This window comes from Stutzerimonas stutzeri (assembly GCF_038561965.1).
Lineage (GTDB): Bacteria > Pseudomonadota > Gammaproteobacteria > Pseudomonadales > Pseudomonadaceae > Stutzerimonas > Stutzerimonas stutzeri_AA.
This window is the reverse complement of record NZ_CP139348.1, coordinates 522149-544911: the sequence shown is the minus strand read 5'-3', so window position 1 is coordinate 544911 and position 22763 is coordinate 522149. Positions and strand designations below refer to the sequence as shown.

Here is a 22763-nt window from a genome sequence, read left to right as displayed (position 1 = left end):
CTTGCAGAAGGAATGTTGGAAGAATTGTTCTGGTTATCGGAACTTTTGCGCCAGACTAAAGGCCATCCCGATGAAAAGCTAGTTCGGCCATGACCACGACACCTCCGTTGCCACGCACGATACCCGCCTGGATCAAGGCTCTCGACGATGCTCCCCTGCCCGCTTTCGCCTCGGTTCACGGCAAAGTGCGCCTGGCGCTACGCGACAGCGGCAAGTCGATGCGACAGATTGCCGAGCTGATCCAGACCAGCCCGGTTCTGGCCCTGCGCTTCATACAGGAAGCCAACCGCGATATCGGCGATGGCCAACCGGCGGAAAGCCTGGAGGTTGCGCTCAGTCGTATAGGCCTCAAGCGCGCAGAAGCGCTGCTCGCTCGTATCCCCGCCTTAGAAGCACACGAAATTCCGTTGCCGCTGCGCCAACTTGTGCTCATCAGTCGACACGCTAGCCAGCAGGCCAACGGGCTTTTCGCCGCGCGCCTGGCCCGCCTCTGGCAAGACATCCACTGGGGCAGCCTGCTGTTCCTCACGCCTGCCTGGGCACTGGTCGGCGCTTATCCGCACCTGCTCGATTGCTGGGAGCAGCGCGTGCTGGTCAGGGGAGAGCCGGCCAGTCGCGTCGAACGGGAGCTTCTCGGCGTTCCCTTGCTGGAGCTGTGCCTCAAGCTCGCCGAACACTGGCGCCTGCCGGACTGGATCATTCAGGGTTACCGGCTGCTAAGCGGGGATCGACGTCGACTGATCAAGGCCCTGCACATCGCTCGCGATAATGAGCACCCGCTGCACCAGCAACAGATGCTCGATGCCGATCCCGATCTGCGGCGCTGGCTGACGCTCCCCAGCAATACGATCGTCCTGGCCAACGGCCTGGCCCTGTCCTCCCACCATAGCTGGAGCGGCGTGCACAGCCTGCGCTGGCAACGCCTGGCCGGGCTGTATCTGCAGGTGTCGCTGGGCGACCTGCAGCAGATGGTGCATCAGCAGGCGGCCATCAGTGCGCGCGAGTGCGGACCTACCGATCTCTGGCATCCGGCTCAGGGCCTGCTGTGGCCGACCGGCACTCTCTTTCAGACACTGAGGGAGAAACCGCTAGCAGCAACCGACACCGCGAGCGAAGCTGATCTTGCCGGATGGCGCGAGCACTGCCGCCGGCTGCTCACCGAGCCAACTCCATTCAGCAACGTGCTGCAGCTGACCGCCTGTGCCACCCTGGCGCTCACTTGCGCCGGCATGCAGCGCGTGCTGGTGATGCTGGTCGACCGCAAACAGAATCGCCTCGTTGCCCAGCAGTGCGCCGGTCTGCCGCACGATGCCGCGCGCCTGACCCTGGCCGCCGAGCAGAGCCAGATCGTGCGCCGCCTGCTGGAAAAACCTGCCCAACTTCGTCTGCAACCGGCAAACATGGCACAGTTTTCCGCGCTGCTGCCGGGCAGCCTGAAGGCGTTATTCGCTGGGGAACATTTGCTACTGCGCTCCCTCGGCGTCGAGGGGCGAGTCCTGATGCTGGTGATCGCCGACCGGAACGGCGCGCCCATTTCAGATGCGGCGCTGCAAACATTCGCTAAAACAACACAATGCATCGAGCACGCATTAGGCCTCTTCGGCAGGCGCGGGGTCTGAGCTTTTTCGCTAGACTTCGTCCCTTCTACGACTAGTCGAGGCCTGCCGTGTCCGCCTTTTCCACCCTGCCGCTGGTTATCGAGCCCGCCGACCTGGCGACACGCCTCGATGCGCCCGAGCTGATTCTGGTCGACCTGACCAGCGTTTCCCGTTACGCCGAAGGCCACCTGCCTGGCGCTCGCTTCGTCGATCCAAAACAGACGCAACTCGGCCAGCCACCCGCACCCGGGCTGCTTCCAGAGCTGGCGCAGCTGGAACGTCTGTTCGGCGCGCTGGGTCATCGGGCCGACGCCGTCTATGTGGTTTACGACGACGAAGGTGGCGGCTGGGCTGGCCGCTTCATCTGGCTGCTCGACGTAATCGGCCATCAGCGCTACCACTACCTGAACGGCGGCCTGCACGCCTGGCTGGACGAATCACGCCCGGTGACTCAGGAAGTGCCCGACGCGGCATCCGGCTCACCAAGCTTGACGCTGGACGATGCTCCCACGGCAACCCGCGCCTACATCGAAAGTCGTCTCGGCGCGCAGGATCTGGTGATCTGGGATGCACGCTCGCCGGCCGAATACCGCGGCGAAAAACTCTTCGCGGCACGTGGCGGCCACATGCCGGGGGCGATCAACTTCGAGTGGACCGCCGCCATGGACCCAGCCCGCGCGCTGCGCATCCGCGAAGATATCGCCGAGCGCCTGCTGGCCTTGGGCATCACGCCAGACAAGGAAATCATCACTCACTGCCAAACCCACCATCGCTCGGGGCTTACCTATCTTCTGGGAAAGGCGCTGGGCTATCCACGTATCAAGGGCTATGCCGGCTCCTGGGGCGAGTGGGGCAACCTGCCTGACACTCCGGTGCAGCAATGAAAAGGTCAAACATGAAAGATCGTCTGTTCGTCATCAGCCAATACGTGCTGCCGCATCACCTCATCTCGCGCCTGGCCGGCTGCCTGGCCGAGTGCCGTCTGCCCTGGGTGAAGAACACCTTCATCAAATGGTTCGTCCGCCACTTCCAGGTCGACATGCGCGAAGCGTTGACTGAAGAACCTACTGCCTACGAGCACTTCAACGCCTTTTTCACCCGCGGCTTGAAAGAGGGGGCTCGCCCGCTGGATTCGTCGCCTGGCGCCATTCTCAACCCCTGCGACGGCGCCATCAGCCAGCTGGGCCGAATCGAGCAAGGCCGCATATTCCAGGCCAAGGGCCACAGCTTCAGCGCCATGGAACTGCTGGGCGGCGATCACGAGCGCGCCGCACCGTTCATGGGCGGCGCCTTCGCCACCGTTTATCTCTCGCCCAAGGATTACCACCGCGTGCATATGCCGGTCAGCGGTACGCTGCGGGAAATGGTCTACGTGCCAGGGCGGATCTTTTCGGTAAACACGGTGACAGCCCGCGGCGTACCCGAGTTGTTCGCGCGCAATGAGCGGGTGGTCTGCCTGTTCGACACCGAACACGGCCCGATGGCCATGGTGCTGGTCGGCGCAATGATTGTCGCCAGTATCGAAACTGTCTGGGCCGGCCTGGTTACGCCGCCCAAGCGCACCCTCAAGAATTTCCGCTACGACGAAGCGGCTCGCGCTCCCATTCACTTGGAGAAAGGCGCCGAGATGGGCCGCTTCAAGCTGGGTTCCACGGTGATCCTGCTGTTCGGACCGGACAAGGTGAGCTGGGCCGAGCAACTGGGGCCGTTAAGCCCGGTATGCATGGGCGAAGCACTGGGCCACGCAGCGCCGAGTCCGGTTTTCGCCGATCCGATCGAACCGCTCTGAGCGCCGCCAACGACATTCGGCAGGCCGTGGCTGCCGAATGTCGGCTAATATCAACAAGCCATTATTCAGTCCTGCCCGTTGCGGCAGATATTGATAGAGTTCTCATTAATCATGCCCTGACCACCGCGGAGCTCACCCGTTTTGGATAGACAGAGCCACCATCTGCTGTTGCGCGCACCCGCACCAACCCAGCAGACCCTGTCCTTCTGCGACGCTAGCGTACGCGGCGTTACCGGCTGGCTCGCCGGCCTGCCCAAGGCCAATATCGGTGAAACCGCACGCCTGCTCTATCAGGCGCTGATCGAACTCAACCAGCTGCGCGTAGCCTCGGACACCCGGCTGCAAATGCTCGAATTGCTGCGGCCGGACGTGTACTTCGTCTGCACGCAATTGGAAAAACACTACATCAACCAGCCGATCGTGCTCAGCGAACGCCCGCGCAAGGTCGCAGGCCTCTGCCAGGCACTGCAGAATCACCTGGCGGTCGGCTACAAGCTAATCGTGGTCCGAGTGGTCTCCCAGCCCGACCGCGACCGCCACCAACTACTATCGGTCGCCCTGCAGCGCGCCATCGCTAGCCTCGGCGCCCTGTTGATTCGCTCCACACAGCTCTACGGTCCACCCGCACCAGGCCTGTGGCTGGAACTGCACCAGCTCTATCAACTGGCTGTCGATCAGGGAACAGAGCGCCTGCTCGTTCGGGACCCGCTTGCGCGTCACGCCAAGGGCCTGAGCGCTGAGCAGAACTACCTTGCGTCATTGCTGCTCGGCTGCGCCCGTTGCAACCAGATGCGTCAGCAGAGCATCGTCAAGCTTGCGGCGGCGCTGGAAGCCTGGGGCGCCATGGTGCAGGTCCAGGCGGCAAGCGATGCGAACAGCCTATTCCTGCTTTCACCCTCGGTAGATGGGCCGCCTCGCTACCGCTCGCTGTTTCCTGACCGCGACCAGCTGAACCTGCTGGGTATCGACACCCGAATGCTGGTGGAGCTCATCGAGGAACACCTGCGTCTGGCAGCCGACAACCGCCAGCTGACACGTCTTCCTGCGGCAGCGGGACTGGATGATGACCTGCTACGCCATCTGAGTGCCGCTTGGGGCGCCATCTCGGAGCGCACATTCCAGCGCACGCCGGCACAGGGCACGCTGACGCTGTGCATCGGCATGACCGCGCTGCATTATCAGCTCGCCGGGCAGCGCCCGTTCAAAGAAGTACTGGAACTTCCCGGAACCTCGAACCGGGCCGTGTTCAAGCTGCACAACGGAGCGGCGGATGTCTGGGCCAATGCTTTCGATGCGCAAGATACGCCCGTGGAGCTGCTACCGACCCACGACCACATCGAATATGTCCGGCCGGATGTCACCCGACCAGCACCGACCGTCAAAGCCGCTACCCCCGCCACTACACCGCCCAGAAGCTCGCCGGACACCGAGAACCATCCCATCTATCAGGTCCAGCGGGTGGACCATAGCCCGGGTGGTTACTGCCTGGCCTGGGAGGGTGATGTCCCGAGCCAGCTGCAGACAGGTGAGCTGCTGGGATTGCGCGACGGCAACGCGCATAACTGGAGCATTGCCGTCGTGCGCTGGATTCGCCAGGTTCGCGGCGGCAGCACTCAGATGGGGGTGGAACTGATCGCTCCACAGGCCCAGCCGTGTGGCCTGCGCTTGCTGCGCAAAGTCGACCAGGGCAGCGCGTATCTTCGAGCGCTGCTGCTGCCGGAAATCAGCGCCATCTCCCAGCCGGCGATGCTCATCGCGCCGCGCCTACCCTTCCAGGAAGGCCACAAGGTTCAGATCAACTGCAATGGCGAGGAGCAGCGCGCCGTGCTGAATCGCCGCCGTGCAAGCACCGGCAACTACAACCAGTTCGAATACCGCTCCCTTGCCCAGGTGTCGCCGGAGCGAGAGACGCCGGTCACAGGCTGGAAAAGCCACACTCCAGGCGGGGATGAAGATTTTGACTCACTCTGGAAGTCGCTGTAGATTGCCGAATCTCGCATTCCTGCCTGCCCGCGCCGCATCGGCGCGCACTTAAGCTGTTGCCCATGGCCCTGCAAAAGAAAACCATCCGCCTGCTGATTCTCGAAGATTCACAGAACGAAGCCGAGCGTCTGGTCAGCCTCTTCCGCAATGCCGGACAGGCGACCCGGGTGCATCGACTGACATCCAGCGACAACCTGACCGAAGCCCTGAAACAGACGTGGGACCTGCTGATCAACGCACCGCAGAGCCAAAATCTCGATCCTGGCGATGCGATCGCTGCCATTCGCCGGCAGGCCAAGGACATTCCGATCATTCAACTTACGGCAGACAACGATGCCGAAGCGATCACCGAAGCGCTGATGCTCGGTGCTCAGGATGCCCTGCCGCAAGGTGAGGACGAATGGCTCCTGCTGGTGGCCAACCGTGAGCTGGCCAACCTCGAAGAGCGCCGTGCCCGCCGCTCGGCAGAGGTAGCCCTGCGTGAAGCTGAAAAACGCTGCCAGTTGCTGCTCGACAGTTCGGTAGACGCCATCGCTTATGTGCACGACGGCATGCATATCTATGCCAACCGTGCCTACCTGGAACTCTTCAGCTACGAAGACGTGGAAGACTTGGAAGGCATGCCGATGATCGACCTGATCAGTGGCACCGACCAAGGCCGTTTCAAGGCCTTCCTGAAGAACTATCAGACGCTTGATGGCAGCGCCGAACTGGCCTGCGGCGGCGTTCGTGCCGACGGCGAAACGCTCAAGACGCGCATGCATTTTTCTCCGGCGGCCTATGACGGCGAGCCGTGCATTCAGGTCGTGATACGCGCCGAGAACGACAATGCCGAGCTGCAGAAGCTGCGCGAAATCAGCAGCCAGGATCCGGTCACCGGCTTGCTCAACCGTAACAGCTTCCTTGAGGTTATGGACGCAGCGGTAGAGCGAGCGATCAATGCCGGGCAGACCGCCAGCCTCGCCTATATCCGGGTCGACCGCTTTGCTGCGCTGCAGGCTGATATCGGCCTGACCGACTCCGACCAATTACTCAGCCAACTGGCAACCGTGCTGCGCGGCCACTTTCCTGGCAACGCACAGCTGGCTCGCTTCGCCGACGACGTGTTCACCGTTCTGCAACCTGGCGTGCCCCCTCAGCAGGCCGAGCCGGAACTGCGCAAGCTGCTGAGCAAAGTGGAGGGGCAACTGCTCGATATCGACGGGCGTACCGTACAGACCACGCTCAGCATCGGTGTCGCCGGCCTCGACGAAAAGACGGCCAAGGCTCAGGACGCCATCGAGCGAGCACACCGCTGCGCCGATGAGCTGAGCGACGGCAACGCACTGAAGATCTATAACCCGGCCGACGAACTGGCGGCGGCGGCGAACCGCGGTGATATCGTTGCGATGCTCAAGCAAGCGCTGGAAAGCAACAGCTTCCGCCTGCTTTTCCAACCGATCATCAGTCTGCGCGGTGACAGCTTCGAGCATTACGAAGTCTTGCTGAGGCTGCTCGATCCACAAGGTGTGGAAGTCCCGCCGAACGAATTTCTCAGCACGGCGGCCGATGTCGGCCTCGCGGCCAAGATCGACCGCTGGGTGATCCTCAACTCCATCAAGTTGCTGGCCGAGCACCGCACGAAGGGCCATCGGACGCGCCTGTTCCTGCACCTTTCGGCTGCCAGCATTCAAGACGCCAGCCTGTTGCCATGGCTCGGTGTCGTGCTGAAGGCGTCGCGCCTGCCGGGTGACTCGCTGGCCTTCGAATTCGGCGAAGCCGATGCCGTGGCCTACCTCAAGCCGGCCAAAGCACTAGCGCAGGGATTGGTTGGCCTCGGATGCCGCATAGCGCTGTCCCAGTTCGGCTGCGTGCTCAACCCGTTCAATACGCTCAAGCATCTGGAAGCCGAGTTCATCAAGGTCGATGGTTCCTATACGCAGGACCTGACCCGCCAGGAGAATCAGGAAGCGCTGAAGACGCTGCTCGCCGATCTCCACGAGCAGAAAAAGCAGAGCATCGTGCCCTTCGTCGAAAGCGCTACCGTCCTTGCCACCTTGTGGCAGGCCGGCGTGAGCTACATCCAGGGGCATTACCTGCAGGGCCCCAGTCAGTCCATGGACTACGACTTTTCCTCCGACGACGAGTGACATCGTTCACCGGCTGGCGTGCCTGCGCCAGCCGCTTTTGCATTACAGCTATCACCTCTCGGCTTGATCACGATCACTGGGCTGCCGCAACGCTGCGCTAGAGTGTCCGGACGCCAATTCTGAAGAGGAGCTGCGCATGGTCATGATGAAAGCCGCTGTATTCGTCGAGCCGGGCCGCATCGAGCTGCAGGACAAGCCCATCCCCGAAGTTGGTCCTAACGATGCTCTGCTGCGCATCACCACGACCACCATTTGCGGCACCGATGTGCATATTCTCAAGGGCGAGTACCCGGTTGCGCCCGGCTTGACCATCGGCCACGAGCCCGTCGGTGTCATCGAGAAACTGGGCAGCAATGTGAAAGGCTACCAGGAAGGCCAGCGCGTCATCGCCGGCGCGATCTGCCCGAGCTTCAGCTCATATGCCTCCCAGGACGGCCTGCCCTCGCAGGATGGCGGGTGCTCATGCCACGGGTACAAGCCCATGGGCGGCTGGCGTTTCGGCAATACCATCGATGGCACCCAGGCTGAGTACGTGTTGGTGCCAGACGCCCAGGCCAACCTCGCCCCGGTCCCGGACGGCCTGACCGATGAGCAGGTGCTGATGTGCCCGGACATCATGTCTACCGGCTTCGCCGGCGCCGAAGCCGCCAATATCAAGATCGGCGACATCGTGGTGATCTTTGCCCAGGGGCCGATCGGTCTATGTGCTACTGCCGGGGCCAAGCTGCGCGGCGCCGGAACCATCATCGCCGTGGATGGGGTCGACGCGCGGCTGGACATCGCCCGCAAGATGGGCGCCGACGTGACACTCAACTTCCGCAATGTGGATGTGGTGGACGAGGTGCTCAAGCTGACCGGCGGCCGCGGCGTTGACGCCTCGATTGAAGCGTTGGGCCTGCAGTCGACCTTCGAGAGCGCGTTGCGCGTTCTCAAACCGGGCGGGACCCTGTCCAGCCTGGGCGTCTACTCCAGCGACCTGACCATTCCGCTCGGCGCCTTCCACGCCGGCCTCGGCGACAACAAGATCGTCACCTCGCTGTGTCCGGGCGGCAAGGAGCGCATGCGTCGGCTGCTCAATGTGGTCGCGTCCGGACGCGTCGATCTCAGCCCGCTGGTCACTCACCAATATGCGCTGGACGACATCAGCAACGCCTACGACCTGTTCGCCAATCAGCGCGACGGTGTGCTGAAGATCGCCATCAAACCCTGAGCGACTGCAAGCCAGAAGCTTCAAGCCACAATGAAAAGCCCTGGGCCGGAATCGGCCCAGGGCTTCGCTCTTCCCGCACTTTGCCGCTCTGCTCTTACTCGGAGCCTTCGCGATCGCGAAAGCCCAGCAGATAGAGGATGCCGTCCAGGCCCAAGGTGGAAATCGCCTGTTTTGCCGACTGTTTGACCAGCGGTTTGGCACGAAAGGCTACGCCGAGGCCGGCCAGGCCGAGCATGGGTAGATCATTGGCCCCATCCCCTACGGCGATGGTCTGCTCCAGACACAGACCTTCCTGCTCCGCCAACTGACGTAACAGATCAGCCTTGCGCTGCGCGTCGACGATGGGCTCAACCGCTACGCCAGTGACCTTGCCATTCTCGATTTGCAGCTCATTGGCGAATACGTAATCGATGCCGAGCTTGGCCTGCAATTGCTTGGCGAAATAGCTGAAGCCACCGGAGAGAATCGCCGTCTTGTAGCCCAAACGCTTGAGTTCGGCGAACAGCACCTCGGCGCCTTCGGTCAGGCGAAGGCTGGCGCCGATATCGGCGAGCACGTCCTCCGACAGCCCCTCCAGCAACGCCAGACGCTCCTTGAAGCTGGCACGGAAATCCAGTTCGCCGCGCATCGCGCGCTCGGTGATATCGGAAACCTGCTCGCCAACGCCGGCCGCCTTCGCCAGTTCGTCGATCACCTCGGCCTCGATCAGCGTCGAGTCCATGTCGAACACCGCCAGACGACGGTTGCGCCGGTAGACCGAATCACGCTGGAAGGCGATATCGACGTTGAGCTCCTGCGCCACGCTGAGAAACTCCGCACGCAGCGCCGCGGTATCGGCTGGCTCGCCGCGCACCGATAACTCGACGCAGCCTTTGCCCAGCTCTTCGGGCATATCCAGCGGCATGCGTCCGGACAGGCGATCGATATGGTCGATATTGAGCCCGTACTTTGCGGTGATGGAGCTGACCCGCTGCAGTTGCTCGGCGGTAACCTTGCGTGTCAGCAGCGTAACGATATGCCGGGGCTTGCCCTGCCCGGCTACCCAATGCTGGTAGTCGGCTTCCGCCACGGGTGTGAAACGCACCTGCTGGTCATGCTTGTAGCCCATGAACAGCACGTCCTTGAGTACCGACGAGGCCCGCTCGTTATCAGGAATCTCGATCAGGATGCCGAACGACAAGGTGTCATGGATCACTGCCTGGCCGATGTCGAGAATGTTCACCCCACCCTGGGCGAGCACGCCGGTAATGGCCGCGGTCAGGCCCGGACGGTCTTCACCAGTGATGTTGATCAGGACGATTTCGCGCAAGGCGCAGCTCCCATGGCAGGCAATGAAGGCGGGCATTCTACATCAGCTGGCCAGGGTGCTGGACAGCCGCCACAGCAAGCGCGTCGCGCATGCCGGCAACGATAAACAAAGCAATTCGTCAGCTAGCGGTCGGAGACCTTCAGCGCCTCCCGCGCTTTCCGTATACTGCTCGGCAATTTCCCGACGAGAAGAGCCGCGCTCTGTGAACCGGCCCGCATCCGTAAAGCCAGACAACTTCTTCCTGATGGTCTATCGCGCAGTGCGCCAGCATCGTGTCCCGCTGGTGTTGCGTATTGCCAGCCATACGCTGCTGCTCGTGGCTCTCGCGCTGGTCATCTATGCATGGGTGATCGGCATGCAGTTCAAGCATGCTATGGAGCAGCAGGCCGACGCCCTCGGCCAGAGCCTGGTAACCCAGACTGCCGCCTCGGCCACTGATCTGCTGGTCGCCAACGACATCCTCAGCCTCAACGTGCTGCTGAGTAATCTGGTGAAGAACCCGTTGGTCGCTCATGCGGCGATCTACAGCGTGGACAATCGTGTGCTCGCCGAATCCGGTATGCGACCTCAGCAAGGGCTCCTAGGCGACGACAACGGCCTTTATTCGACGCCGATCAGCTTCCAGGAAGTGATTGCCGGACACCTGCGCGTTAGCCTGGACATGAAGCAGTTCCAACAGCCGATGACCATCAGCCTGCAGAGCATGGGCCTACTCAGCCTGATTCTGCTGGCACTGACGCTGATCCTCAGCCTGCGACTGGGCCGGCAGCTGGCGACGCCGCTGATGCAGCTGCGCCTGTGGCTGCGCGACCCGGATGACCCAGCCCCAGGCGCCGGACGTCAAGACGAGATCGGTGATCTTGCGCGTCAGCTGCAGGCCCGCCTGGTACCGGAGAAGCCCGAACCGGAGCTGGATCTGAGCGATGCACTCGACGACGACTACTTTGACCAGGATGACGAGCGCGACAGCGGCGAACCGTCCTTGGGCAGGCACACCGATCGCTTCGATGTCGAGCCGGACGACCAGCCGCAGCGCCCGCCGCGTTTTTCGGCGAACGTTGATGATGACGATCTGGAGATGCTCGAGGACGAGGCGCCATTCGACTTCCCGGCGTTGCACACCCAGGCGGCGCGACCGGCAGCCACACCGCCGCGACCGACCCGCAGCGCGGTACTGGCCATCCAGCTCGGCGGCCAGGATCAACTACGCCGCCTCCCGCGGCCGCGCCTGACTGAGCTGCTCCAGCGCTATCGCGACTGCCTGCAACAGGCTGCAACCCTCTACCAGGCCGAACTGCATACGCTCAACGATGGCAGCAGCCTGATGCTGTTCCATAGCCAGGACGACGAGCAGAACTACCTCACCCATGCAATCTGCTGCGGCGAGCTGATGCGCGCCCTTGGCCATGCTTTGCAGATCGATGTTGCTGACATCGGCATCACCCTCCAGCTGCAGCTCGCCCTGACGCAGGGTGACCACCTGTTCGATTTGAGCCAGGGCGATCTATTGCTCAGTGAACCTGCGCAAGCCGCTCTGGACATGTCGCTGCACAGCCGCAATCTGCTGCTGGTGGAGCGCAGCATCAGCGACGATCGGCTGATCCAGCAGCGCGCGCGCATTCGCCCGATTGCCAGCCCGGAAGGTGCATGCTGCGTCGAACGCCTGCTCGACCCCTACCCTTCGCTGCTGGAGCGCCAGTTAGCGCGGATGCATGAACTGCGTAGCCGTGCACTCTGATCTCGTTGCTGGCGACCCCGGTAACAGCCGCCGCGCAGTTCGCTGATCGAGGCACACCACTCAGTCGACACGAAAAAGCCCGAGCAACTTCTTGCTCGGGCTTTTTTAGGTTGCTGGTGCGATCCGGCTCTGTCGGACAAATTCAGAAGCGGAACACTTCCATATCGGTACGGATGGGTTCTACGGCCGGAATCCGCGGCGCAGGCGTCTCGGCAGACTTGCTCACCTGAGGTTTGGCCGGTGCAGGTTTGGGGGGAGTCTTGGCAACCAGCGCGGGCTTGACCGCACCGGCGACCATTTCGCTCAAGCGTTGTAGCAGCAGGCTCTGTGCCCGCACCTGATCGGTTGCGCTACCCTCATGCTCCTCCTGCAGACGCACCAGTCGACTGCCCAGATGCTTGCCCGCTTTATCCCGCAGGCGCCATTGCGCTTCGAGTACGGCCGGGAACTGCGGCCCGGAATCCAGGCGCGTAATGGACAGCTCAATTTGCACATCTGGCGCGAAGCCTTCGTCAGCCGGGCCGAGTACCAGACTCTGTGTATCCAGACGCCAAGCCAGTTGCCGCAGCAGGAGCTGCTCGACATCGGCTTTCAGACTGCCCGCCCAGCGGGCCTGTTGAGCGTTGGCGGCGAGACTGCCATCGGCGAGACGCTGCAGCAGCGCATCACGTTGCAGGTAGTCGGCTAGCGTGACCGGCGCCAGCAACACTGCGGCGCCGTCGGTGCGCTCGGGCACCTCGGACGAACCGCTGTCCAGCCGATACATCGGCGCCGGCTGCAAACCGATACAACCGGTCAAACCGATGCTGGCCAGCAACAAAACAGTCGGAACACGCAGCAAGTTCTTCATTACCGTCATAACACCAAGTTCAGGCCGCTCGCGACCTGCTAGCACACCGATGCTCATTTGCATGGGGGCCGGACAATCGACTCCGTCGATGCGAAAGAAAGCACCGGGCTAAAACGCCGCAGGCTGGAAAGGCCGCTATCTTCCGTGAAAGCGGCTGTCGATTCCAGCGCCAATGCACATTCTCACACCTCGACCAAGAGGCTCTCTACGCGCTGGAAGCCCCGCGGTAGCTTGTTGCCACGCCTGCCACGCTCACCCTTGTAATGCTCCAGATCCTCGGCCTTGAGCGACAGCGTGCGCTTGCCCGCCTGCAATACCAGCGTGGCGCCCACAGGCAGTACCGCGAGATCAATCAGATACTCCTCGCGGCTGGCGACTCGCTCACCGGGAATGCCAATGATCTTGTTGCCCTTACCCTTGCCCAGCTGCGGCAGGTCGCGCACCGGGAACACCAGCAGACGACCTTCAGTGGTCACGGCAGCCAGCCAATCGTTCTCACGACTGGCTAGTGGCCGCGGAGCGATCACTTTGGCGCCGGTCGGGAGCGAAAGCAGCGCCTTGCCGGCCTTGTTCTTGGCTTGCAGATCGTCGCCCTTGACCACGAACCCGTAACCGGCATCCGAGGCAATCACGTAGAGCGCGTCATCCTCTGGCAACAGCACGCATTCGAAGCTTGCCCCCGGCGGTGGCGTCAACCTGCCAGTAAGCGGCTCGCCCTGGCCACGCGCGGAAGGCAACGAATGCGCCGCCAGCGAGTAGCTGCGCCCGGTTGAATCGATGAACACCGCGTACTGATTCGAGCGACCGGCCGCTGCGGTCTTGAAGCCATCGCCGGCCTTGTAGGAAAGCCCCGTAGCGTCAATGTCGTGGCCCTTGGCGCAACGCGCCCAACCTTTTTCCGAGATCACCACCGTCACCGGCTCGGAAGGCAGCAGCTCGTTTTCCGACAGCGCACGTGCCTCGGCGCGCTGGACGATCGGCGAGCGGCGGTCGTCGCCATAGGTTTCCGCGTCTTCGATCAGCTCCTTGCGCACCAGCTTCTTCAGCTTGGTTTCGCTGCCCAGCAGCGTCATCAGCTTTTCACGCTCCTTGGCGAGTTCGTCCTGCTCACCACGGATTTTCATTTCTTCCAGCCGCGCCAGCTGACGCAGACGGGTGTCGAGAATGTAGTCGGCCTGCAGCTCGGACAGCTCGAAGCGCGCCATCAGCACCGGTTTGGGTTGATCCTCGGTACGGATGATGTGGATGACTTCGTCGAGATTGAGGAAGGCCACCAGCAAGCCTTCCAACAAGTGCAGACGCCTCTCGACCTTGTCCAGGCGAAACTGCAGGCGGCGGCGTACGGTGCCGATTCGATAAGTCAGCCATTCGCTGAGTAACGTGCGCAGGTTCTTGACCTGCGGGCGGCCATCGAGGCCGATGACGTTGGCGTTGACCCGGTAGCTGGATTCCAGCTCCGTGGTGGCGAACAGGTGCTGCATCAGGCCTTCTACGTCGACCCGATTGGAACGTGGAATGATGACGATGCGACACGGGTTCTCATGGTCGGACTCGTCACGCAGGTCGGCCACCATCGGCAGCTTCTTGGCCTGCATCTGGCCGGCGATCTGCTCCAGGACCTTCGAGCCAGACACCTGATGCGGCAGGGCCGTGACCACGATGTCGCCATCCTCAACCCGGTAGACCGCACGCATGCGCACCGAGCCGCGGCCGGTTTCGTAGATCTTCAGCAGATCCGCGCGCGGCGTGATGATTTCCGCTTCGGTCGGGAAATCCGGCCCGAGCACGTGCTCGCAAAGCTGCTCGACGCTGGCACTCGGCTCATCGAGCAAACGCACACAGGCGGCTGCGACTTCCCGCAGGTTGTGCGGCGGCACGTCGGTGGCCATGCCCACTGCAATGCCAGTGGTACCGTTGAGCAGCAGATTAGGCAGCCGCGCCGGCAGGGTCGCCGGCTCGTCGAGGGTGCCGTCGAAGTTCGGCACCCACTCCACCGTGCCCTGCCCCAGCTCGCTGAGCAGCACCTCGGAGTAGCGCGAAAGCCGCGCCTCGGTGTATCGCATCGCAGCGAAAGACTTGGGATCGTCCGGGGCGCCCCAGTTACCCTGGCCATCGACCAGTGTGTAGCGATAGCTGAACGGCTGCGCCATCAACACCATGGCTTCGTAACAGGCGCTGTCGCCATGCGGGTGGAACTTGCCGAGCACGTCACCCACGGTACGCGCGGACTTCTTGTGCTTGGCATCGGCGCTAAGGCCGAGCTCGCTCATGGCGTAAATGATTCGCCGCTGCACGGGCTTCAGGCCATCACCGATATGCGGCAACGCGCGATCCATGATCACGTACATGGAGTAGTTGAGGTACGCCTGCTCGGTGAAATCGGCGAGGGAGCGACGCTCCACGCCGTCCAGGCTCAGGTCGAGGGATTCGCTCATCAGCAGTTTTCTTCAGCAAAGGTTGGATGACTCACGACTTGTTGCTCGCCGAACTTGAGCAAGTTGCCGTGGGTGTCGATGACGTAAAGTTCTTTCATGCCCCAGGGCCGCAGAACAGGCGCTTCCAGGGCCAGGCCACGCCGGCAGAACTCGTGGTACAGCGCCTGGCAATCGCCGGTACGCACGTAGCAGGAGGTGTTCTCGGCGACATGGCGCTCCGGGCAAAGCCAGAAGTGCAACTGCGCGCCATCGCGCTCCACGATCAGGTAGTCGGCAGTTTGCAGCAGGCTCTGGAAACTGAGGATGGTGTAAAAGTCGCGGCTTTCATCGAGGTTCAATGAGGCCAATACGGGCACCGTGGCCTGGATCAGTGCGTTCATCTACGTTGCCCTCGAGGCGTTTGCTGGCGCAGCACCAGAGTGCCAGCGCGTTGCGTGAATTCGAGTTGCTTCAGGGCGCTCATACCGAGCAGCACCTGTTCGCTGCGAAAGCCGGGGGCGACGATGGCGCGCACGTCGTGCAGCCGAATATCACCCAGATCGAGGCTCGACAGCACGGTACGATAGCCAGTGGTCTGGCCGTTGGCGGTGTGCAACATCACCGGCGCACCACGTTGCAAGCCCAGACGCTCGGCCAGTTCGGCCGGAATGGCGACATCGGTGGCTCCGGTGTCGAGCAGGAACGTCACCGGCTGGCCATTGATACGTCCACTGGCGACGAAGTGCCCCTGCGCATTGCCAGCCAGTTGCACTTCGATCTGCTCGCCCTGCACGTGGGACACAGGCTCACGGTTGGGGTTGAGCCGGCTCTCTTCCCATACCGCGAAGAAGCGGGTGGCCAGGAACAAACCAGCGCCCCAGGCCAGCACCAGCATCACGCGCCCGGCGCGACGCCCGGCTGTTTGGCTCACGGTCGAGCCATCCAGCCGCCCTCCGGCGCAGCGAAACGCCAGACGATTGGACGCTTCTCGCCATCGCCGCGCGCCTTGCCATTGTTGTCGACACCGATCCAGGCGCCTTCGGCATCGACCCACAGCGCCTCGGCGTTGCCGTAGGGTTCAGCATAACGACGCGCCTCGGTCAGGGCCTCGCCAGCGAACGACCAGCAACGTTCGACCTCACCGGTTGCCGGGCTGCGCCGGCAGACGCGATAGGCCGAGGGTTCCAACACGAATAGCTTGTCGCGGAAGAAAGCCAATGCCGAGAAACTGCGCGGCAATGGCATGTCGTCCAGCGCGGCGGGCGGCTGCTGGTTACCGCCCTGAGCCATGAGTACGCAACCGCCGGTGCACTGCCAGCTACTCTGCTTGCGGTGCAGCACCAGCAGCCCACGGCGCTCGCGCTCGGCGGCCAGCCACATGCGCTCAGCCTTGGGGTCGACGGCAATACCTTCGAACAGCGCATTGAAGTGCCAGAGCATGCCGCTTGCCCGCGCTTGGCGGACCAGCGAATCGGGTAGCCGCAGCCATTCTGCCGTGCCTGCCGGGCTTACCCGCAGCACGGCGGCATGGGCCTCGCTGACCACATAGCGATTTCCCACGGCGTCACAGCTCAGCCCTTCGAAATCCAGATGGCCGCCGCGCACGTGGCCACTAGCCCAGGTGCGCATACGCATGCCCCAAGGCAAGCCACTGTCCGGTGGCGGGCCGACCTCGAAGCGCTCGGGCTCCGCCTGCCAGGGCGATGCACTGGTATCCAGGCGGTAAAGAACGTCGTCCTCGCGATCGGATACGGCCCACAGCGCATCGCCACACCAGGCCATCCCGGAGAGGTTGCCGCCTGCCATTCCCTCCACCGGATGTTCGCTCAGCATTTTCAATTCGGGTGCCGGCTCGTTGGCCCAGAGCGGTGCCGAGGCCAGACTCAGCAGTGTCAGCCAGCGCCGGATCAAAGCAGAACCTCCGCCAGGTTACCCTTTGATTCGAGCCAGCTCTTGCGGTCGCCAGCGCGCTTCTTGGCCAGCAACATATCCATGATCTCGCGGGTTCCTTCGAAGTCATCCAGAGTCAGCTGCACCAGACGACGGGTATTGGGGTCCATCGTGGTCTCGCGCAACTGCGGCGGATTCATCTCACCGAGACCCTTGAATCGCGTGACCTGGGGCTTGCCGCGGCGCTTCTCGGCGACCAGGCGTTCCAGAATGCCGTCGCGCTCGGCCTCGTCCAGCGCATAGAAGATGTCCTTGCCCAGGTCGATACGGTACAGCGGCGGCATGGCGACATAGACGTGCCCGGCATCCACCAGCGGGCGGAAATGCTGGACAAACAAGGCGCAGAGCAGCGTGGCGATGTGCAAGCCGTCGGAGTCTGCGTCGGCGAGGATGCAGATCTTGCCGTAACGCAGCTGCCCCAGATCGGCAGCACCGGGATCGACGCCAATCGCCACGGCGATGTCGTGGACTTCCTGGCTGGCGAGCACTTCGCTGCCGTCGACCTCCCAGGTGTTCAGGATCTTGCCGCGCAGCGGCATGATCGCCTGGAACTCTTTGTCCCGCGCCTGCTTCGCCGAGCCGCCCGCCGAGTCGCCTTCGACCAGGAACAGCTCGGAACGCATCGGGTCCTGCCCGGCACAGTCGGCCAGTTTGCCGGGCAATGCAGGACCCTGAGTGATCTTCTTGCGCTCGACCTTCTTGCCGGCCTTGAGACGACGCCCGGCGTTGCTGATCGCCAACTCGGCCAGCTGCATGCCGAGTTCGGGATGCGCATTGAGCCACAGGCTGAAGGCATCCTTGACCACACCGGAGACGAACGCGGCGGCTTCGCGGGACGACAGGCGCTCCTTGGTTTGCCCGGAGAATTGCGGCTCCTGCATCTTCATCGAAAGGACGAAGGCGATGCGCTCCCAGACATCTTCCGGCGCCAGCTTCAGCCCACGCGGCAACAGGTTGCGGAATTCGCAAAACTCGCGCATCGCATCCAGCAGTCCCTGGCGCAAGCCGTTGACGTGGGTACCGCCCTGCGCAGTCGGGATCAGGTTGACGTAGCTTTCCTGGACGCTTTCGCCGCCCTCCGGCAGCCACAGCAGCGCCCAGTCCACCGCCTCGGTGTTGCCCGCGAGCGTACCGATGAAGGGCTCGTCGGGCAGACGCAGGTGGTCGCTGACCGAGTCGACCAGGTACGAGCGCAGGCCATCCTCGTAATACCACTCGACCTTCTCAGCGCTGCCTTTGTCCTCGAAGCTGACATTCAGCCCCGGGCAGAGCACCGCTTTGGCCTTGAGCACATGCTTGAGCCGGCTGATGGAAAACTTGGGGGAGTCGAAGTATTTCGGATCGGCCCAGAAACGCACGCTGGTGCCGGTGTTGCGCTTGCCAACACTGCCAATGACTTCCAGATCGGTAGCCTTGAAGCCATCGGCAAAGCTCATGCGGTACTCGTTGCCATCGCGTTTGACGGTCACTTCGACCCGCGTCGACAAGGCGTTGACCACCGAAATACCAACGCCATGCAAACCGCCGGAGAACTGGTAGTTCTTGTTGGAGAACTTGCCGCCCGCGTGGAGCTTGGTCAGGATCAGTTCGACGCCCGGCACGCCTTCTTCCGGGTGAATATCCACCGGCATGCCGCGGCCGTCGTCCAGTACTTCCAGCGAATTGTCTTGATGCAGGATCACCTGAACCGAGCGGGCATGTCCGGCAAGGGCTTCGTCGACGCTGTTGTCGATGACTTCCTGGGCCAGATGGTTCGGCCGCGAGGTGTCGGTGTACATGCCCGGGCGCTTGCGCACCGGATCGAGGCCGGAAAGAACCTCGATGGCTTCTGCGGTATAAGACATCTGTCTGGCACTGTCCTTATGTTCTGAACAATCAGCCTTTACGGGCCGTGAAAAAACCCAGCGCACCGGCCGGAATGAAACGGCGGATGCGCACTCGCGAAACCAGCGGGCAGTTGCGCGCATGATCAGGGCAACCGTTGCGCCGAATCGCATCTGCCTCTCAGAGCTGTTCCAGCCAAATCTGCGGCTCGAAGCCGGCAAAGGCCAGCAGCGCCGGCAAGCGCTCGGCGAAGCCTTCAAAACCATGGTCGCCGCCGGCCTGAATACGCAACGCGCAGCCACGATAGAACTGAGCGGCATCACGGTAATCCAGCGTTTCATCGCCCGTTTGCAACCAGACCTGATAACGCTCGGCGTCCTGCGGTGGTGCGGTTTCCAGCTCCATCAACGCGACGACGTGATCCTCGGTCAACTCCCAGACTTCCCCGCTGTACAGGTTCGTCTGCGGACCGAGATAACCGTCGAAGCGACGGTGCGGTGTCACCGCCGGATTGATCAGCAATGCCTTCAGGTCATGCCGCTCGGCGAGGTGCGTCGCATAGTAGCCGCCAAGCGAGCTGCCTACCAGCAGAGGCCGTCCGAGCTCGACGATGCACGCCTCGATCTGGGCGATGGCCTGTCGAGGATGATGGTGCAGCGCGGGAACCCGCAGCCGTTCGGCTATGCCGAGCTTGCTCAACGCAGCGGACAGCTGGCTCGCTTTCTGCGAAAGCGGCGAGCTGTTGAGGCCATGGATATAAAGGATAGAAGGCGAATCACTGGACATCGATACAGCCTGTAGAAAAACCGCAAGGCTACAAGGCACATGCTGCCGTCTGCAAGCAGACCGGCGGCGAGCCTATGCAAGACAGTCGACGGATAGGAAACAACCAGAAACGCTTCGCTGCGACCTGGCGCCATGGTTCACCGCGCCGGTTCACGAACCACAGGCCCTCAATAGCCCTTCACGCTGTAATCAATCACGAACTCGATACCGCTGACGCGGGATACCGCGGTATCCAGCCGCCCATCATCGTACAGCCGCAGCCAGCGATATCCAGGCGCTACGCTGTCGACTTGGAAATCCTCGCTCTGCGGCGTGAATTGCACACCGGTGGACGGCGACGCCAGCAGGCGCACGCCGTTGCGCGAGTGATCGAACTCCTGATGAATATGCCCCCAGAGCAGTGCCCGCACGTTGTTGTGACGATCAAGCACCTCGAACAGGGCGTCTGGATTGTGCAGCCCGATCGTGTCCATCCAGCGACTGCCGATCGAGACGGGATGATGGTGCAGACAGATCAGGTGATGATGGTCCGGGGCCTCGGTCAGTGCCTGATCGAGCAGCTCGAGCTGGTCGCTGCGCAGCATGCCGAATACCGAGCCCGCCACCAGCGTATCGAGCATCACCACGCGCCAGCCTCCAATCTCCAGCACAGGCTCCATCAGCGAGCTACCACGACTGGCTTCACGCATCGCGGCCAGCTCGTCGTGGTTGCCCGGGCACCAGCGCGCAGGGGCTTCGATGCGCTCGGCAAGCCTGCGAAAGCGCTGGTACGACGCCACCGATCCATCCTGCGACAGATCGCCGGTGGCCAGGACCAGGTCGATACGTGGCTGCTCGTCGATGGCCAGCTCGACCACCCGCTCCAGGCTGTCGCAAGTATTCATGCCCAGCAGCTTGCCGTCCGCCTCGGCAAACAGATGGCTGTCGGTGAGCTGGACCAGCAGAACCGAATCGTCAACAGCAGTCAGGGGCGCACGAGGCAAGGCCCTTCTCCTTGAGCTAAATCGCAACGGAATTATGGTAGGTGCCCGGCGGAAGGGTAAACCTCGGGATGTGGGCGTGGGTCACAGAACGGCGCTGCGCATCAGGAGGCGGATCGAGTGTGTTCACACTTCGACCAGACGCGGCGAAGGGTAAATCAGAGCACCGGTTCGAGTTCGTGCCCGCAGGCCAGACAGTGTCCCAGCCACTCACCGAGGAAAAGGTTGAGCTGATTCTTCTCGTCCGGCTGATGCATTTGCGCATTGGGATAGTGATAGATGCCGCGGAAACGTCGCGCATTTTCGGCGCGAATGACTTCGGCCATCCGTGCATCGTGATAGACGCGTACTTCCATCTTCGGCACCGGCAGCCAGGTCAGACAGTGCTCCTGACTGACCTGCAAGGTTGTGGTGTAGGGGCAGCTTTCCAACACCTCAAGCACCAGCACACCAAGCAACAGATCACCCTGACTGATGGCGATACGACGTGTGTCGCATCCGTTGCGCATGCCCGGGAGCAATCGCATCAGGCGCAGGTAATTGGCCTCACAGGCCGACTGCAGCTCGAGCAGGTCGACTCGGTATCGCTCGCGCGTCTTTCTCATGTCCACGCCCCCCGCACCTGCTCGCGATTCAAGGCCAGCCACTGCAGTGCAATGATGCTTGCCGCATTGTCGATACGACCGTCATTTACTGCACGGAGTGCCTCCTGCAGCGACCAGACATGTACGCGTATGTCTTCGCCCTCCTCGGCCAGGCCGAAGACGCCCTGAGCACCCTCACTGTCGCAGCGGCCAACGTAGAGATGGACGCGCTCGTCGCTGCCGCCCGGAGACGGGAAGTATTGCGTGATCGGCCACAGCTCGCCCAGCTCCAAACCGGCTTCTTCGATCGCCTCGCGTCGGGCAACCTCTTCAGGCGACTCATCCTTGTCGATCAAACCGGCTACCAATTCGATCAACCAGGGATTCTCGACCTTGCCCACCGCACCGACGCGGAATTGCTCGATCACCACCACCCGATCGCGCTGCGGATCGTAAGGCAGCACGCAAACGGCATCGTGGCGCACGAACAGCTCGCGGGTCAGCTCCCTGCCCATGCTGCCGCTGAACTGGCGATGGCGCAGATGCAGGCGTTCCAGCCGGTAGAAACCGCTGAAGCATTGCTCTCTTCGGAGGATCTGGACATCATCCGGCCCGGGCTTGAAGGTCTCGCTCATGGGGTCCTACTCATATCGGTTTGATCCGCGCCGAAAGCAGCGGCGGATGACTGCAACCGTCACATCGTGAGCGGCTTCTTCGTCATCCTAGCGCGGCATCGCCTCTGGTGCAGCCCTTTGCAGACCACCGTAGCCAAAGAAAACGCAACCAGCCGGAAATCACGAACTTCGGGTGTGACCGGCAATCGAAAGCGCACTGCCATGTCTGGACGGACCATGATTTCAACCGCCTATATCCGCAATTTCATCGTGCTAAGCAGCGTCGCCATGCTGCTCGGCGGCTGTCAGCACTTTGCTTCGGAGCGCCCGGTAGCGGTTCAACAGGCCGTGACCGAACAACGGCCTAAGGGGTGCGAAGGGGAAAGCTGCCCGCTGGTGAACGTCGATACCCTGACATTTGCCAACGAGCCGGAACTGAACCGCCTGATTGACGCTCGTCTGCGCCGGATGACCATCAATGGTCCGGATGAGCGACTGCCCGAATCGCTAAAGACTTATGAGCAGCAGTTCCTGAGCACGGCCGAGCCGACCTGGAGCAGCTACCTGCAAGCCAAACTAAGAGAACAGCACGGCAATATTCTGGTGATCGAACTGTCCAGCTATCTCTACGCAGGTGGCGCCCATGGGATGCCTGGCCGTGGATTCATCAACTACGACCGGGAGCGGAACAAGGAGCTGCGCCTGGAAGATCTGCTGATCCCAGGGCAAGTGGGCAACTTCTGGCGCGCCGCACGCCAGGCGCATCAGCGCTGGTTGACGGAGAACGAACATAATCAGGATGCAGCGTTTCTCGAGTTCTGGCCGTTCCAGCAGACCGCGAACATCGCGCTGCTCAAGGACAGCGTGCTGCTCAAATACGACGTGTACAGCATTGCACCGTACTCGAGCGGACACCCAGAGCTGTTCATTCCGCACGAACAGCTCAAGGGCATTGTGAAAGCCGAATACCTCTAACCGAGACGATGCGGGGCGGCTGCATCACCG

At 62.4% G+C, this 22763-nt stretch carries 19 protein-coding genes; 8 read left to right on the top strand and 11 right to left on the bottom strand.

Going from position 1 to position 22763, the window contains the following annotated elements; genetic code table 11:
- Positions 1–89: 89 nt before the first annotated feature.
- The 6 genes from SM130_RS02350 to SM130_RS02325 all read left to right on the top strand — a co-directional run bounded on the left by SM130_RS02350 (position 90) and on the right by SM130_RS02325 (position 8709).
- Entirely contained in the window at positions 90–1619 is a 1530-nt protein-coding gene (locus SM130_RS02350; RefSeq protein ID WP_102824231.1) for an HDOD domain-containing protein, read from the top strand.
- Positions 1620–1666: 47 nt separating this feature from the next.
- A complete protein-coding gene (locus SM130_RS02345; RefSeq protein ID WP_102824230.1) occupies positions 1667–2482 on the top strand; it encodes a rhodanese-like domain-containing protein in 816 nt (271 codons plus the stop codon).
- Positions 2483–2493: 11 nt separating this feature from the next.
- Positions 2494–3387 (top strand): archaetidylserine decarboxylase, encoded by an 894-nt coding sequence (gene asd / locus SM130_RS02340; RefSeq protein ID WP_102824229.1) that lies wholly within the window; start codon positions 2494–2496, stop codon positions 3385–3387.
- A gap of 141 nt (positions 3388–3528) precedes the next feature.
- Positions 3529–5370, top strand: a complete 1842-nt coding sequence (locus SM130_RS02335; protein WP_102824228.1) for a molecular chaperone — start codon at positions 3529–3531, stop codon at positions 5368–5370.
- Between the two features lie 62 nt (positions 5371–5432).
- Positions 5433–7499 (top strand): GGDEF/EAL domain-containing response regulator, encoded by a 2067-nt coding sequence (locus SM130_RS02330; RefSeq protein WP_102824227.1) that lies wholly within the window; start codon positions 5433–5435, stop codon positions 7497–7499.
- 136 nt (positions 7500–7635) lie between these two features.
- Complete coding sequence (locus SM130_RS02325; RefSeq protein ID WP_102824226.1) at positions 7636–8709, top strand: NAD(P)-dependent alcohol dehydrogenase; 1074 nt, start codon at positions 7636–7638, stop codon at positions 8707–8709.
- A gap of 94 nt (positions 8710–8803) precedes the next feature.
- Here SM130_RS02325 and serB read toward each other — a convergent pair whose 3' ends face one another.
- Positions 8804–10018 (bottom strand): phosphoserine phosphatase SerB, encoded by a 1215-nt coding sequence (gene serB, locus SM130_RS02320; RefSeq protein ID WP_102824225.1) that lies wholly within the window; start codon positions 10016–10018, stop codon positions 8804–8806.
- A gap of 202 nt (positions 10019–10220) precedes the next feature.
- On the opposite strand from serB, the gene SM130_RS02315 reads away from it, so the two are divergent.
- Positions 10221–11756 carry an AhpA/YtjB family protein gene (locus SM130_RS02315; RefSeq protein ID WP_102824224.1) on the top strand — a complete coding sequence of 512 codons (1536 nt, stop codon included), beginning with the start codon at positions 10221–10223 and terminating at the stop codon, positions 11754–11756.
- Between the two features lie 142 nt (positions 11757–11898).
- On the opposite strand, the gene SM130_RS02310 is transcribed toward SM130_RS02315, so the two are convergent.
- The 10 genes from SM130_RS02310 to SM130_RS02265 all read right to left on the bottom strand — a co-directional run bounded on the left by SM130_RS02310 (position 11899) and on the right by SM130_RS02265 (position 21779).
- Positions 11899–12606, bottom strand: coding sequence for a PqiC family protein (locus tag SM130_RS02310; RefSeq protein ID WP_102824627.1), 708 nt, complete (start codon positions 12604–12606; stop codon positions 11899–11901).
- Between the two features lie 182 nt (positions 12607–12788).
- Positions 12789–15041 (bottom strand): DNA topoisomerase IV subunit A, encoded by a 2253-nt coding sequence (gene parC, locus SM130_RS02305; RefSeq protein WP_102824223.1) that lies wholly within the window; start codon positions 15039–15041, stop codon positions 12789–12791.
- A complete protein-coding gene (locus SM130_RS02300; RefSeq protein WP_102824222.1) occupies positions 15041–15421 on the bottom strand; it encodes a bleomycin resistance protein in 381 nt (126 codons plus the stop codon). The genes parC and SM130_RS02300 overlap by 1 nt, the downstream gene beginning before the upstream one ends.
- The gene (locus tag SM130_RS02295) at positions 15418–15951 is read right to left on the bottom strand and encodes a retropepsin-like aspartic protease family protein (RefSeq protein WP_102824221.1); all 534 of its coding nucleotides are present in this window, start codon (positions 15949–15951) and stop codon (positions 15418–15420) included. Before SM130_RS02295 ends, SM130_RS02300 begins: the two co-directional genes overlap by 4 nt.
- On the bottom strand, positions 15948–16931 hold the full coding sequence (locus SM130_RS02290) for an esterase-like activity of phytase family protein (RefSeq protein ID WP_102824220.1): 984 nt from the start codon (positions 16929–16931) through the stop codon (positions 15948–15950). Before SM130_RS02290 ends, SM130_RS02295 begins: the two co-directional genes overlap by 4 nt.
- Positions 16928–18814 (bottom strand): DNA topoisomerase IV subunit B, encoded by a 1887-nt coding sequence (gene parE / locus SM130_RS02285; RefSeq protein WP_102824219.1) that lies wholly within the window; start codon positions 18812–18814, stop codon positions 16928–16930. Before parE ends, SM130_RS02290 begins: the two co-directional genes overlap by 4 nt.
- A gap of 160 nt (positions 18815–18974) precedes the next feature.
- Positions 18975–19580: a YqiA/YcfP family alpha/beta fold hydrolase gene (locus SM130_RS02280; protein WP_102824218.1), complete on the bottom strand. Its 606-nt coding sequence runs from the start codon at positions 19578–19580 to the stop codon at positions 18975–18977.
- A gap of 167 nt (positions 19581–19747) precedes the next feature.
- Complete coding sequence (gene cpdA, locus SM130_RS02275) at positions 19748–20563, bottom strand: 3',5'-cyclic-AMP phosphodiesterase (protein ID WP_102824217.1); 816 nt, start codon at positions 20561–20563, stop codon at positions 19748–19750.
- A gap of 155 nt (positions 20564–20718) precedes the next feature.
- Complete coding sequence (locus SM130_RS02270) at positions 20719–21165, bottom strand: DUF1249 domain-containing protein (protein ID WP_102824216.1); 447 nt, start codon at positions 21163–21165, stop codon at positions 20719–20721.
- Positions 21162–21779, bottom strand: a complete 618-nt coding sequence (locus tag SM130_RS02265; RefSeq protein ID WP_102824215.1) for an NUDIX domain-containing protein — start codon at positions 21777–21779, stop codon at positions 21162–21164. Before SM130_RS02265 ends, SM130_RS02270 begins: the two co-directional genes overlap by 4 nt.
- A gap of 216 nt (positions 21780–21995) precedes the next feature.
- Between SM130_RS02265 and SM130_RS02260 the strand changes: the two genes are divergently transcribed.
- The gene (locus SM130_RS02260; protein ID WP_102824214.1) at positions 21996–22733 is read left to right on the top strand and encodes an RsiV family protein; all 738 of its coding nucleotides are present in this window, start codon (positions 21996–21998) and stop codon (positions 22731–22733) included.
- Positions 22734–22763 lie beyond the last annotated feature (30 nt).